The following is a 14,189-nucleotide window of genomic DNA, read 5'->3' as shown; positions in this document are numbered from 1 at the left end:
GTCATGAAGAAGGCCGTATCCATCCCGGAAAACTATGCCGTGGCGGTGCACCGGTCCGACACCTGCGAGTTCGCACGCCTGCTCGGGATGGAGGTCACGGGGATCGAGGACGGCTGCGTCCGGGTGGCGATGTCGACCAGTGGCGTGAAGAACGCGCACGGCACGACCCACGGGGGCGCGATCTTCGCCATCGCCGACCACGCTTTCGGGATCGCCGCGAACATGGACGGGGTCGATCAGATAGCGATCTCGGCCCATATCCGCTACTTCTCCGTGCCGGCGGCGGACACGCTCGAGGCGGTCGCCCGCAGGGTTTCGGAGACGGAAAGGACGTCGGTATTCTCGGTAGACGTCTACTCGGGCGACCGGCTGGTCGCCTCCTTCGAGGGCGTCGGGTTCAAGATCGGGGTTCCGGCACGGAAAGAGTGAAAGAAGGTTTTCAGTGCTGGCAGAGGCGCCGGCTCTTATTTTCCACGATTCTGTTAGTTAAGATACATGTGTTCTTGAACTCTTGCACCTTGTGCTGTCGCTGTCTACGATTCCTGGCCCTGTAGAGCCGAGATAAAGCCCGATGTAGTGAACTGTGGGGACTGCGCACCTTGCACTTCCGTGCTCAAGCTCCCTTCCTTGCACCGAAGGTATGAGTTGATCTCCCTCAATCATCGGTCAAATGCGCCACCCAGAAAAATCACCCATACGCCCTCTGCAACCGCAAAACGGGGTGTGGGGCCCCCTTTATTCCCCGGCCCCCTCCGGGCCGACCTCGATGCTCTCTCCCGGTGCGAGCACCGCGACCCGGATCGACGTCGTCCGCTCGACGGCCTGCTTGAAGTTCTCCACGTTCTGCCGGATGGCGGGGAAGGTGTCGTAGTGCATCGGGATCACCAGCGGCGCGCCGATGTACCGGGCCGCGATCATCGCCTCGTCGGGCCCCATCGTGAAGCACCCGCCGATGGGGAGGAGCGCCACATCCGGCCGGTAGAGGTCCCGGATGAGCTGCATGTCGGAGAAGAGCGCCGTATCGCCGGCGTGGTAGATGCTGATACCATCCATCGTGATGACGAATCCAGCGGCGACACCGCCGTAGAAGCCCGGTCCCTCGTCCTCCAGCCATGACGAGTGGAGCGCGGGCGTCATCGTGAACCGGACACCGTCGACGGTGATGGTGCCGCCGATGTTCATTGCTTCCGCAGGAACGCCCTTTGTCCTTAGATACTTCGCCACCTCGTTGATGGCAACCGTCTTCTTCGAGAGTTCCGCAGCAATGCCCAGGTGGTCCGCGTGGGCATGCGTCACGGCAACGATATCCGGTTCAGCGGGGAGCGTACCCTCCGGGATGAAGGGATCGACGAGGATCGTCTGCGATCCAGCAAGCGAGAAACACGCGTGGCCAAGCCAGGTCAACCTCATGGAGAAGAGATCGGCTCGGATACTAAAAAAGTGTTCAGTGGGTTATGGGGATGGGCAGGGGTTCAGAACTCCCCCATGTCGATCGCTTCGGTGATGTCGATCGCTTCGCTAAGGCCGTCGTTCACGACACCGCGCGTCATCAGTTCGGAGAGATCGCGGTCTTCCATGACATCCCTGATCCGTTCCAGGTACGGATCGAGCGTGGTGTCTCTCTGCTGCTCGATCACGTGGCGGTACTCACGAAGGGTCGAGGGGCTTATATCGAGTTCCTCGCTGATCTCCTTCATGGTCTTCCCCGAATCAAGAAGCTCCGACATCGCCTCCTGGTCAAACGGCATCTTGAAATCGAGTTCCCTGAAGAGCTTGAGGCGAACCCGGGCACGTGCCACGGTCTTGCTCAGCTTCTCGTCGCCGAGCGCCCTCGCGATCTCGGTATCGTTCTTGCCGTCGTAGTATGCGACCACGAGTTTTGCGAGCTGCCGCGGAGCGAGCTTGGTCTTGAAATACCCCTGATCGAGGATCTCACGCATGATCAGGGCGATCTCGCGCTCAACAGCGTCGCGATCCCGAAGTGTACCGTGAACCTTCCTCATCGGCTCAACGATCGTCTTCTTGTTCGTGATGGTCGTGAACAGCTCCAGTAGTTGCTGCTTGCGGGTATCTTCTGCCATGTCCGTCTCTCTCTGTTCTGTATTCCACCGTCTGGTTCTGAGGGTCACCCATGCTGACCTTCGATATATACTTTTTCTCCCAACCGGGGCGTAACGTTCCCTACATTACAACCGCTAACATTTAAAACTTACCATATAATCCGTCGAAACAGAAAGATCATTTTCGCGGATGTAACCATATCTTCCGGAATCTCATCCTCGGTGGAAAAAATACCTCCTCACCCGGCTCCTTTTTCGACGAATTGTGATCTCGCGCGAGGTGAGGACCATTCTTTATTAGCACCGGCGCTCAAGTGTACTGCAAGACTATGGCCGAGACGAGCGATATTTACGAAAAAGTCATGGAAGTAGCCAGAAGACGGGGTTTCGTCTGGCCCTCATCCGAGATATACGGGTCGATCGCCGGGTTCATCGACTACGGCCCGCTCGGAGCGATGATGAAGCGGAACGTCGAGAACCTCTGGCGTTCGTTCTACGTCTTTCAGGAAGGCTACTACGAGATCGAATGCCCCACCGTCGGAAACGAAGCGATCTTCGTCGCATCCGGCCATGTGAAAGAGTTCGCCGACAAGATGGTGCAGTGCCCGCACTGCGGTGAGTATCTCCGCGCCGATCACATCGCGGAGGAGAACGGCATCGAGAACGCGGGCACACTCCCGGCGGAGGCGCTCCAGGCGGCGCTCTACGAACTCCCCTGCCCGTCGTGCAAGGAACCTCTGGGCGAAGCGGGCGTCTTTGCGTTCAACCTGATGTTTCAGACGACAATCGGGCCCGGGTCGCAGCGGAAGGGCTACCTGCGCCCTGAGACCGCCCAGGGCATCTTCACCGACTTCGCCCGGCTCCTGCGCTTCTACCGCGACAAGCTCCCCTTCGGCGCGGTCCAGATCGGGAAATCCTACCGAAACGAGATCTCCCCCCGCCAGGGCATGATCCGGCTGCGCGAGTTCTCCCAGGCGGAGGCTGAGATCTTCGTCCACCCCGACCGGAAGGATCACCCTGCCTTCCATCGCTACGCGGACTACACAGCGCCCCTCCTCACCATCGCGCGGCAGCTCGACGGCCGGGAACCGGCCGCAATCACGATGCGCGCCGCCGTGGACGAGGGGCTGATCGCAAACGAGTACGTCGCCTACTACATCGCGCTGACGCACCGGATCCTGACCGCTATCGGCGTGGACCCGGCAAAACTCCGGTTCCGCCAGCACCTGATCGATGAGCGGGCACATTATGCGGCCGACTGCTGGGACGCTGAGGTCTACTCCGGCCGGTTCGGGTGGGTGGAGATCGTCGGCATCGCCGACCGCACCAACTATGACCTGCGCTCGCACGCCGGGCATTCCGGCACCTCGATGACGGTCTTCATACCCTACGACGAGCCCAAAAGGGTCGTAAAGCGGCGGATTGTGGCCGACATGGGCGTGCTCGGCCCCCGGTACCGCGGCAAGGCGAAGGCGGTCGCGGATGCGCTGGCAAATTCTGACCCCGGAGAGGACGGCGCGCGGGTCACCGTCGACGGCGAGGAGGTTTTCATCTCCGCTGACCTCTACCAGGTTCGGGAAGAGGAGGTGGAAGTCCGCGGCGAAGAGGTGATGCCCCACGTCATCGAACCGTCATACGGCATCGACCGGATGATCTACGTTGCGCTGGAGCACAGTTACGCCGAGGAAGAGGTCGAAGGCGAGATCCGGAAGGTGCTCCGGCTCCCGCCGGCGGTCGCACCGGTCCAGGCCGCCGTCTTCCCGTTGATGAGCCGGGACGGCCTCGATACCATCGCGCAGACGATCACGGAGCGGCTCACGCAGTGCCGCATCCTCGCCCAGTACGACGACTCCGGCGCCATCGGCAGGCGTTACCGGAGACAGGACGAGATCGGGACGCCCTTTGCCGTCACCGTCGACTACGATACGCTCGAGGACAACACCGTGACCGTGAGGGACCGCGACAGCATGGAGCAGGTCCGCATACCGATCGAGCGGCTGCCCCAGGTCCTCTCCGCACTCATCTCCGGCGCCACCACGTTCCGTGAACTCAGGGCATGAATTACATCTCCCACCCGCTGATCCGGCCAGAGAGCATCGAGGAACGGCGGTATCAACTCTCGATCGCGCTCCGGGCGCTTGACGCGAACACGATGGTCGTCCTCCCGACGGGCCTCGGGAAGACGGCCGTCGCGCTCATTGTCGCGGCGTCCCGCCTCCACTCCCACCCGGGGAGGGTGCTCGTGCTTGCGCCCACGAAACCCCTGGTTGAGCAGCACCTCCGTTTCTTCAAACAGTTCCTGCTATTCCGGAACGGCTCCGAGCCGGATGAGTCCGATTTTGCCATGTTCACCGGGGACACCCCCCCGGAGGAGCGGGCCCGGGCCTGGGAGGCGTGCCGGGTCTGTTTTGCCACCCCGCAGGTGATCAAGAACGACTGCCTTGCGGGGAGGTACAGCCTCGCCGACGTCGTGCTGCTGGTCGTGGACGAGTGCCACCGGGCGGTGGGGAACTACGCCTACGTCTTCCTTGCCGGGCACTACTGTACCGCGGCAAAAGACCCCCTGCTGCTCGCGATGACCGCCTCGCCCGGAGGGGACCCGGCGAAGGTGCAGGAGGTCTGCGACAACCTGCACATCGAGGCGGTCGAGACACGGGTGGAGACCGACGAGGACGTCCTGCCCTACATCCACGAGCGCGACATCCAGTACGTCGACGTCTACCTGCCCGAGGAACTCCAGGCGGCGCTCGTCGTCCTCAGGGGGCTCGTGGAGTCGCGTCTTGCCCGGCTCGCGAAACTCAACTTCCGCGTCCCGAAGCCCGACAAACTCTCGATGAAGGCGCTCAACGCCTTAAACGCCCAGATCCAACAGCGTATACGGACGCGCGACCCATCGGCGTTCATCGCGGCGTCCCTGCACGCCGAGTGCATGAAACTCCGCCATGCCATCTCGCTCGTTGAGACGCAGGGAAGCGAGGCGCTCAAACTCTACCTCGCCCGGCTCGGTGCGGAGGGAGCCTCGAGCGCGGGGAGCAAGGCGAGCAAGCGCCTCGTCGCCGATCCCGCCTACATAAGCCTCGTCGAGGCCGCTTCCGGCTGGACGGAGGAACTGCACCCCAAGGCTTCGATCGTCCGCGAACTTGTCCGGGCGCAGCTTGCGGCCCACCCCGAGAGCCGGATCATCGTCTTTGCCACCTACCGCGACACCGTCCAGACGCTCGTGGATACGCTCACCGCTGCCGGCATCGCCTGCGAGCGGTTCGTCGGCCAGGCGTCGCGGGACGCGGAGCGGGGGCTCTCGCAGAAGGAGCAGATCGCGAGCCTCGCCCGGTTTCGGGAGGGCGAGTTCAGGTGCCTGGTCGCGACCTCGGTGGGCGAGGAAGGGCTCGACGTCCCCTCGACGGACATGGTGATCTTTTACGAGGCTGTCCCCTCGGAGATCCGGAGCATCCAGCGGAAGGGGCGGACAGGAAGAAGCGGCAGCGGCACGATCGTCGTGCTGGTGACGAAAGGCACGTCTGATGAGACATTCCGGTACGTGAGCCAGAACCGGGAGCGGGCGATGGTGACGGGGATCAGGAGCATGAGCACCACGCCCGCACCCCCTCCCGCCCTGGCCGTTCCGTCCGCCACCGGACAGACGGATTTCCTCGCGTTTGCCCCCGCGGGGCCGGCGATCACCGTCGACGACCGGGAGACGTCGTCACGGGTCGCCGGGCGCCTGCATGAACTCGGGGCGTCGATCACCCTCGAACGCCTTGAGTTCGGCGACTACGCCATCGGCGACCGTATCCTCGTGGAGAGGAAGACCGTGCAGGACTTCATGAACACCCTCGTCGAGCGTGACCTCTTCGGGCAGATTCGAGCCATGGCCGACGCGGTGCCGCGTCCTGTCCTGATCATCGAAGGGGAGGACGACCTCTATGCGGTTCGAAACATCCACCCGAACGCAATCAGGGGCACGCTTGCGGCCATCACGGTCGATATGGGCGTCGCGCTCATCCGCACGCGGGACGCGGACGATACCGCCGAGACGCTCTACGTCCTTGCGCAGCGGGAGGGGAGCGAGCGGGGGGAGCGGAAGGTGCACCCGAAGAAGTCGTACCACTCGGTCCGCGAAGAGCAGGAGTACGCGCTCGCTGCGTTCCCGAATGTCGGTTTAAAAAGCGCCCGTCTCCTCCTCGAACACTTCGGGTCGCTCAAAGCGATCGTCGATGCCGAACCGGAGGAACTGGCGTCGGTGCACGGGATCGGGGAAAAGACCGCCCGTGCGATATGGGATCTCGCCCGCAGACCTTACCGCTGACCCAGTCTCGCGAGGGCTCTGGCGCCCCGCTCGACCGCCTTCATCAGGGTCAGGCACTCTTCGGGCCTCTGTTCTTCCCTGATCCGTTCGCAGAGGTGGACGATCGTCCGTTCGATCTCCACGGCAGCCTCACCCTGCGGCTCCCCTCGTGCGGCCGCCGCCGGTGCCGGGGACCGCCTGGATTCTGGTGCCGGTGCAGGCGGCTCCGGTTCGGGAAGAGGTTCTTCTGGCGCAGCAAGCGGACAGATCACACACTGTGTCTTTCCCTTGTACTCAAACAGGGGGTACCCGCAGACCTTACAGGATTTGGCGAGCATCTTCCCTCCCTTCAGGAGATACTCGGCCATGACTTCGTCAGCCTGATCTGCTGTCATTTCGTCGAACTCCCTTAATGAACTTATATATGTCTGGATGCCATTAATAATAGAGGGGTAATTCTAATGGCAAGTCCAGACGAAACAATACGGATCTGCATTCAGATGCTGCAGAATATCAGCGAGGATTCTACCATTCCACGCAATATCCGACGCGTCGCAGACGCGACCAAAACGGTTCTCCAGGACGAGTCCCGGAGTATCGGCCTCCGCGCCGCAACCGCAATATCCATGATCGATGAGATCAGCAACGACCCGAACATGCCGGTCCACGCACGGACCCGCATCTGGGAACTGGTATCTCAACTCGAAACGGTACCGCTCGATTAAATCACTCATTCTTCCTGAACAATTCCGGCGAAGACCAGGGCAGAGCGATACGTATTCTCGGGTTGCCAGTCAGGCGACCCTATCGCTCTGCCTGCAGTATCGCCGCCGTGCGTCTCCTTCCTCGCGTTTCACTCCACGACGGTGACGTAGACCGTCCGCTTACGGCTCGACCGCACGTCGAGCTCTAAGAGGACGATCTGCTGCCACGTCCCGCACGCGAGCGCACCGCTGATGACCGGGACGGAGAGCGACGGGCCGACGATCGCCGCCCTGACATGGGACCGCCCGTTACCGTCGCCCCATGCCGCGTCGTGGGCGTAGGGGATATCGGCCGGGGCGATGACCGAGAGCGCCCGGGAGAGATCGGAGAGCACGCCGGGCTCGTACTCAATGGTGGTGACGGCGGCGGTCGAGCCCGCGACGAAGACGGTTGCGAGCCCTTCCCGAACACCGCTCTCGGTGACCGCCTGCGCTACACGGGGCGTGAGGTCCACGATCTCCCCTTCCCCGTGCGTGTCTACCTGGATTGTCGTACGAAACATCACAGACACCTCATCCGAACGTCCTGTTGTCCTCCGGCCGGATAAAACCCGCGGAGAACGACGGTGGTGCGGGGTGCCGAGATCCGGCACGTTACGGGGACGTTTCCCGGTGCGGAGCGGCCGTCCTGCGTGGGATCGCCAAAAACGCTTTATGGGCGAGACGGGTATTTCCTCTCCGGAGATGGTGGTGATGCCCTATCGATGGAACAACAGACAGGATGTGGACGAGGCGGTCGTCGCCGTGATGAACACGCTTGACCGCGGCCAGGAGATCCATGGATGGCTGATGCACACCCTGCAGCAGGCGATCAATGACTCCGAACCGCAACTTGCAGAGCACTTCTTCACGGAGCTTGAACGGCACCGGCCCGAAGCGCTCAGGTACTTCAGGAAGCCGGAATTCTAACTTTTTTGGCCGGGGAGTTCGTCCCAAAAAATCTCCGAACCTTCGATACATCCTGATCGGAGCCCTTACTTCCCGGGTATCTACCATCTGAGCCACATTCAGAGCAAGGAGGGTGAAACGGCTTTCTATTGGACATCGTCACTCGGGGGAGGGCCCGGGAAGGGGTGTCCTCCTCCTGGTAATAGCGTTTCGTGACAACTTCAGGAGGATGGCCTGAGCCCGTGCCCTTCACCCGCTGCAGTTTCCGTCTATTGGCCTTAACCCGGGCGGAAAAAAAGGCCTTGTTGAACCCCCCGTTTGCTCTAGATGGCCGCAATCAGGGGTACTCAGGGGCACGGCTTTCCACCGGGCTGCGCATCTGACAATGCTCGAAGGACGCTCCCTGAGGAGCATCCTACTGCGCACCTGCGGTGCTTGTGCTCCGGATGTTCGCATCTTCGGTGCTCATGCTCCCGCCCTAGCGGCCGGTCGCATTCCGTCCATCGCAAGTCCAAGACCTTCGGTCTTCTCCAGCGATGTCCTGTAGGGGCATCGCCTATCGCCACACACTGCCCGCCCCCCTGGGGGCGGGAGGAGCGCGAAGCGCGGGTGGTGGGGGTTACAGAGATCCATTACAACGCGGAGAGACAGGGGAGGGGGACACCCCCTCCCCGTCAGCCCCTCCCCCAATGGCGATTCTCCCACGGTCCACTGCATGGGGACATGTTCGAGGAAAAAGGTTGATCCTGGGGACAGCCGGGCCCGGCACCAGCCTCACCAGGGAAAGGATGAAGATCGGAACAGGGTTGCAACAGGACCGAATGTTTACCTGTTTTTGGCCGGGAAACGGTCCGAGACCGTGCCCTTCAACCCACTGCAGCCGCCGTTTACCGGCCTTCGCCAGATAGAAAAAAAGAACGTTCTTTGGTATTTTCAGGCCGGAAAGACGCGTCACGCCTCTTCCCCGGGCTCCTCGGAATCCAGGATCGTGAACCCGATAACCCTGTCGCCGTCGTCGAGCCTCATGACCCGAACACCGCGGGTGCCGCGCTTCTGGATCGAGATCTCGGAAACCTTCGTCCGGATCACGATGCCGGACGCGCTCATCACGATGATCTCGTCGTCGCCGGAGACCGCCATCGACCCGACGACGTTGCCCGCCCGGGCGTCGACGACGATGTTTCGCACCCCGAGCGTGCCCCTGCCGTGGCCGCGGAACTCGTCGAACTCCGTCCGCTTACCATAGCCCCGTTCCGTGATGGTGAGGAGATGTTCCTCCTCGACCACTGATACGGCCTGCAGCGCGTCGCCGTGGCGGAGTTTGATCCCCCGCACGCCCATGGCGTTCCGGTGAACCGGGCGGACGGCCTCCTCGTGGAACCGGAGGCTCTGCCCGAACTTCGTCGTCAGGATCAGCTCCTGGTCGCCGTCGGTCGCCTTCACGTCCACCAGCGCATCACCGTCGCGGAGGTTGATGGCATTGATCCCGGTCTGCCGGGGCCGCGAGAACTCGTCGAGCGCCATCTTCGCGACCGTTCCGCTCCTGGTCGCAAAGAAGAGGAAGCGGTCGGGCCGGAACTCCCGGACCGGGATCACCGCGGTCACCCGTTCTTCGCCGGCAAGGTTCAGGAGATTGACGAGGGCCTTGCCTTTGCCCGTCCGCTGCCCCTCAGGAAGGTCGTAGACCTTCAACCAGTACATTCTCCCCCTGTCGGTGAAGCAGAGGAGGTTATCGTGCATGTTCGCGACGAAGACCCTCTCGACGCCGTCGTTGTCTTTCATCGCCATGCCGATGATGCCGCGCCCTCCGCGCCGCTGGTTCCGGTAGGTGTCGAGGTCGATCCGTTTTACGTAGTTCGAGGAGGTGAGCGAGACCAGCATCGGTTTATCCTCGATGAGGTCCTCCCTGTCGAACGCCTCGGCTGCCTGCGCAATCCGGGTTCTCCGTTCGTCGCCGAAGCGCGCACCGATATCGACGAGTTCTTTCCTGATCTCGGCGAGGATGCTCGCCTCGCTCGCCAGGATCGCGGACAACCGCTCGATCTCCGCCGCAATTGCATCGCGCTCGTCCAGGATCTTCTGGTGTTCGAGTGCCGCAAGCCTCCGGAGTTGCATCTTCAAGATGGCATCCGCCTGCACCTCATCGAGCGCAAACTTCACCACCAGGGCCTTCTGCGCCTCATCGGTTGTCCCGGAACCCCGGATGGTCGCAATGACCGCGTCGATGTTGTCGAGCGCGACGAGGAGGCCGCGGAGGATGTGCATCCGCTCCTCGTTCTTCGTGAGATCGAACTCGGTCCTCCGCCGGACCACGTCCACCCGGTGCTTGAGGAACTCGTGGATGATCTCCTTGAGGTTCAGGGTCCGGGGCTGGCGGTCGACGATTGCGAGGTTGATGATGCCGAAGGACGACTCGAGCGCCGTGTGCTTATAGAGGAAGTTCAGTATCACCTGGGGCGCGGCTCCCCTCTTGAGTTCGACCACGATCCGCATACCGTCGCGGTCGGACTCGTCGCGTATATCGCCGATCCCCTCAATCTTTTTCTCGCGGACGAGGCCGGCGATGTGCTCGATCAGGCGCGCCTTGTTCACCTGGAAGGGGATCTCGGTGATGATGATCTGCGGTGTCCGGCCCTCCTCCTCGATCTCCGCGACGCCCCTGACAACGCACTTTCCGCGACCGGTCAGATAGGCGTCGCGGATGCCTGCGGTGCCCATCATGATCCCGCCGGTCGGGAAGTCCGGCCCGGGCATGACCTGCATCAGCTCCTCCGTGGAGATGCCCGCGTCGTCGATGACGCGGCAGGTCGCCTCGCAGATCTCTCTGAGGTTGTGGGGCGGCATGTTCGTCGCCATCCCGACGGCAATCCCGCTCGACCCGTTGACGAGGAGGTTCGGGATCCGGGCGGGGAGGACACTGGGCTCCTGGAGCGACTCGTCGAAGTTGGGGACGAAGTCGACGGTTTTCTTGTCGATATCGGTGAGCAGTTCCTCCGAGATCTTCGTGAGCCGGGCCTCTGTGTAACGCATGGCGGCAGCGGAGTCGCCGTCGATTGACCCGAAGTTCCCCTGGCCGTCCACCAGCATGCAGCGGTAGGAGAAGGGCTGGGCCATCTTCACGAGCGTATCGTAGATGGCTGAATCGCCGTGAGGATGGTACTTACCCATCACGTCTCCGACAATACGGGCGCTCTTCTTGTAGGGCTTGTCGCTCGTGTTGCCCATCTCCCACATCGCGTAGAGGGTGCGGCGGTGCACCGGCTTCAAGCCGTCTCTCGCGTCGGGGATGGCGCGGCCGATGATCACGCTCATCGCGTAGTCGATGTAGCATGATTTCATCTCCTCTTCGATGTTGATCGGGACAACCCCTTCCCCTTCAGACGTCAAGGTTGCTCACCTCCTTTGCATGCCTGCGGATGAAATCTCTCCGGGCGTCTACATTCTCTCCCATAAGTTTCTCGAATATTTCGTTCGCGTAGGCGGCGTCCTCAATCTTCACCTGTTTGAGAATCCGGTTTGCCGGGTCCATCGTGGTGCTCCAGAGCTGTCCGGCGTTCATCTCACCAAGACCCTTGTAGCGCTGGATCGAGACGCCTTTCTCCCCCCACCCGGCGAGGATCTCCCGCATCTCCTCTTCGCGGTAGACGTACTGCTCCTGTTTGCCCTTCGCTATCCGGTAGAGGGGCGGCTGGGCTATGTAGATGTAGCCGTTCTCGACGAGCCCCACCATGTAGCGGTAGAAGAACGTGAGGAGGAGCGTCCGGATGTGCGCTCCGTCGACATCGGCATCCGTCATCAGGATGATCCGGTGGTAGCGGGCCCGCTCCGCGTCGAAGCTGTCGCCGACCCCGGTGCCGATAGCGGATATCAGCGCCTGGATCTCGGCGTTCTTCAGGATCTTGTGCTCCGACGCCTTCTCGACGTTCAGGATCTTCCCCCGCAGGGGGAGGATCGCCTGGAACTTCCGGTCCCGCCCTTGTTTCGCGGAGCCGCCTGCTGAATCTCCTTCCACGATATAGATCTCGCTCTTTGCCGGGTCCCGCTCCTGGCAGTCGGCGAGTTTCCCGGGAAGGCCGGTCGACTCCAGCGTGCTCTTCCGCCGGGCGAGTTCGCGCGCGTTCCGGGCTGCCTCCCGGGCCCGGGCCGCCGCCATCGCCTTCTCCACGATCGCCTGGAGGGTTTTGGGGTGCTCCTCGAAGTACTCCGTGAGTGACGAGTAGACGAGCGAGTCCACGATGCCCCGAACGTTGCTGTTTCCAAGGCGCATCTTGGTCTGCCCTTCAAACTGTGGGTTCGCCACCCGGGTGCTGATGACGGAGGCGAGCCCTTCCCTGACGTCTTCGCCCTTGACCTGCGCATCGTTGTTCTTGAGGAGGTTGTTTCTCCGGGCGGCGCTGTTGATCGCCCGGGTGATGGCGCTCCGGAACCCCTCGAGGTGGGTCCCGCCCTCCCGGGTGTTGACGCTGTTGACGTAGGTGTAGAGCGTCTCCGAGTATGAGTTGTTGTACTGCAGGGCCACCTCGACCTCGACCATGCTCTCGGGGTCGCGTTTCTGGAAGTAGATGATGTCGTCGTGGAGGCTCTCCTTTCCTTCGCCGAGGTGGGCGACGAACTGCCGGATCCCGTCCTCGAAGCAGTGGACGGCCGAATCGCCGGTGCGCTCGTCCCGCAGAACGATCGTAAGGCCGCTGTTTAAGTAGGCGAGCTCACGGAGCCGGTGGTCCAGCACGTCGTAATCGAACTCGACGGTCTCGAATATCGAGCGGTCGGGCTGGAACGTGATCCGGGTGCCCCGGAGGCGTTCGTAGTCGAGCCGCTGTCCGTCCCGGGCGCCGTAGCGCTCCTCGTACCGGGCTTCCATCTCGTGTTCGGTCTCCGGGCGGCTCGCGAGCGGCTTTGCAACCAGGCCCTGCCGGAATTGCATCTCATAGACGTTGCCGTCCTTGAAGACCGTTGCATCGAGCCAGCTTGAGAGGGCGTTGACGACCGAGACGCCGACGCCGTGCAGCCCGCCGGAGACCTGGTAGGTGTTTTTATCGAACTTTCCGCCGGCGTGCAGCACCGTGAGAACGATCTCGAGAGCGCTCTTGCCGTACTGGGGCATGAGATCGACCGGGATGCCGCGGCCGTTGTCGTCAACCGAGACCGAGCCGTCCCGGTTGATGACCACCTGGATCAGATCGCAGGCCCCGGCGAGAGCCTCGTCTACGGCGTTGTCCACAACTTCGTAGACCAGGTGGTGCAGCCCCCGGGTATCCGTGCTGCCGATGTACATGGCGGGACGTTCCCGCACCGGCCTCAGGCCTTCCAGTACCGTGATGTGGGAAGCATCGTAGGTATCAGTCATTTGTGACCTCCGCTGAACGAGCGGCGTCCTGAATCGCAGCAAAACTCACAGTATATATTGGTTTTATAACCACTTATACTGTATGGCTCCGAAAAATACACTGTTTTGGGGTAATCCTTTCTGTCTACGTTCCAATGGAGCCTGCGCGCGAACGTACCCGGAGGGGCCGGGCGTCGCGGCCGGTCACGGTTACGGGGCGGGAGGCACGCGCGCCCGTCAGTCGTACTTGCCGGTATCCGGATCGGGTATGCCGAGCTCTCTATCGACTGCGATCGCGAGCCGGTTGAGGATCCTCTTGATGTCCGCCGCATCCTCCTTGTCCAGGGTTCCCGGCTGGTGCCAGATCACCATCTTGCGGAGGCGTTCGACGAGTTCATCGATCTCGGTTCCCCGGAACTGTTCCGGCACCATGAAGTCGGTGAGGTGATCCGCGGCGCCATAGAAGGCTTTCTCGGGAGGCAGGCCGAAATGCCGTGAAAGCAGCATCAGGTTGACGACGAACCCTCTGCCGAATTCGCTCTTTTGGGGCATACTACCCTATGCACCACCGGGGGATATGAACGATCTGGTTTTTTCGTATGCCGATGGTGTCCCGGGAAACGGTTCCGGGTCTGCGATGTTGCTCATGCTTCTGCATTTGCATTCGGTTGTCTCTTTTAATTGCACCTGGCACGGATTTTGAGGGGACTGCCTCCTCGAAGCCTCACGGCCTCTCGTGCTCCCGCCCCCGCACCTGACGGTGCTCAAGCTCCTGTCCTACGCGCAGTCTACATCCCGTGCACGGCTTCCCAGTGACTATCGCCATTTGGGGAGGGGCTGACGGGGAGGGGGGAATATTCCCCCCT

The 14,189-nt window shown here is 62.2% G+C and carries 12 protein-coding genes; 5 read left to right on the top strand and 7 right to left on the bottom strand.

Translation table 11 applies throughout. The annotated features are described in order from the left end of the window. The first annotated feature begins 3 nt into the window (after positions 1–3). The gene (locus tag HL657_RS12605; protein ID WP_317297163.1) at positions 4–429 is read left to right on the top strand and encodes a PaaI family thioesterase; all 426 of its coding nucleotides are present in this window, start codon (positions 4–6) and stop codon (positions 427–429) included. Positions 430–735: 306 nt separating this feature from the next. Here HL657_RS12605 and HL657_RS12600 read toward each other — a convergent pair whose 3' ends face one another. Both HL657_RS12600 and HL657_RS12595 read right to left on the bottom strand, forming a co-directional pair. Then, a complete protein-coding gene (locus HL657_RS12600; RefSeq protein ID WP_317297162.1) occupies positions 736–1,410 on the bottom strand; it encodes a metal-dependent hydrolase in 675 nt (224 codons plus the stop codon). A gap of 62 nt (positions 1,411–1,472) precedes the next feature. Then, positions 1,473–2,081, bottom strand: coding sequence for a helix-turn-helix domain-containing protein (locus HL657_RS12595; RefSeq protein WP_317297161.1), 609 nt, complete (start codon positions 2,079–2,081; stop codon positions 1,473–1,475). 308 nt (positions 2,082–2,389) lie between these two features. Between HL657_RS12595 and glyS the strand changes: the two genes are divergently transcribed. Together glyS and HL657_RS12585 are read left to right on the top strand one after the other, a co-directional pair. After that, a complete protein-coding gene (glyS, locus tag HL657_RS12590) occupies positions 2,390–4,120 on the top strand; it encodes a glycine--tRNA ligase (protein ID WP_317297160.1) in 1,731 nt (576 codons plus the stop codon). Beyond that, positions 4,117–6,366 carry a DEAD/DEAH box helicase gene (locus HL657_RS12585; protein ID WP_317297159.1) on the top strand — a complete coding sequence of 750 codons (2,250 nt, stop codon included), beginning with the start codon at positions 4,117–4,119 and terminating at the stop codon, positions 6,364–6,366. The genes glyS and HL657_RS12585 overlap by 4 nt, the downstream gene beginning before the upstream one ends. On the opposite strand, the gene HL657_RS12580 is transcribed toward HL657_RS12585, so the two are convergent. After that, entirely contained in the window at positions 6,357–6,740 is a 384-nt protein-coding gene (locus HL657_RS12580) for an autoantigen p27 domain-containing protein (protein ID WP_317297158.1), read from the bottom strand. The genes HL657_RS12585 and HL657_RS12580 overlap by 10 nt on opposite strands. 66 nt (positions 6,741–6,806) lie before the next feature. Between HL657_RS12580 and HL657_RS12575 the strand changes: the two genes are divergently transcribed. Next, on the top strand, positions 6,807–7,070 hold the full coding sequence (locus tag HL657_RS12575; RefSeq protein ID WP_214041376.1) for a UPF0147 family protein: 264 nt from the start codon (positions 6,807–6,809) through the stop codon (positions 7,068–7,070). A gap of 128 nt (positions 7,071–7,198) precedes the next feature. On the opposite strand, the gene HL657_RS12570 is transcribed toward HL657_RS12575, so the two are convergent. Beyond that, positions 7,199–7,612, bottom strand: a complete 414-nt coding sequence (locus HL657_RS12570) for a secondary thiamine-phosphate synthase enzyme YjbQ (RefSeq protein WP_317297157.1) — start codon at positions 7,610–7,612, stop codon at positions 7,199–7,201. A 181-nt stretch (positions 7,613–7,793) separates the two neighbouring features. Between HL657_RS12570 and HL657_RS12565 the strand changes: the two genes are divergently transcribed. Beyond that, positions 7,794–8,018 carry a hypothetical protein gene (locus HL657_RS12565; protein ID WP_317297156.1) on the top strand — a complete coding sequence of 75 codons (225 nt, stop codon included), beginning with the start codon at positions 7,794–7,796 and terminating at the stop codon, positions 8,016–8,018. Between the two features lie 930 nt (positions 8,019–8,948). Here the strand turns inward: HL657_RS12565 and gyrA are convergent. The 3 genes from gyrA to HL657_RS12550 all read right to left on the bottom strand — a co-directional run bounded on the left by gyrA (position 8,949) and on the right by HL657_RS12550 (position 13,875). Next, a complete protein-coding gene (gyrA, locus tag HL657_RS12560; RefSeq protein WP_317297155.1) occupies positions 8,949–11,384 on the bottom strand; it encodes a DNA gyrase subunit A in 2,436 nt (811 codons plus the stop codon). After that, positions 11,374–13,344 carry a DNA topoisomerase (ATP-hydrolyzing) subunit B gene (gene gyrB / locus HL657_RS12555; RefSeq protein WP_317297154.1) on the bottom strand — a complete coding sequence of 657 codons (1,971 nt, stop codon included), beginning with the start codon at positions 13,342–13,344 and terminating at the stop codon, positions 11,374–11,376. The genes gyrA and gyrB overlap by 11 nt, the downstream gene beginning before the upstream one ends. A 216-nt stretch (positions 13,345–13,560) precedes the next feature. Then, complete coding sequence (locus tag HL657_RS12550; protein WP_317297153.1) at positions 13,561–13,875, bottom strand: hypothetical protein; 315 nt, start codon at positions 13,873–13,875, stop codon at positions 13,561–13,563. Between the last annotated feature and the right edge of the window lie 314 nt (positions 13,876–14,189).

The sequence above is a fragment of the Methanoculleus nereidis genome, assembly GCF_032944295.1.
GTDB classification, from domain to species: Archaea; Halobacteriota; Methanomicrobia; order Methanomicrobiales; family Methanoculleaceae; genus Methanoculleus; species Methanoculleus nereidis.
The sequence above is the reverse complement of the archived record's forward strand: the minus strand, read 5'-3'. Positions and strand labels throughout refer to the sequence as shown.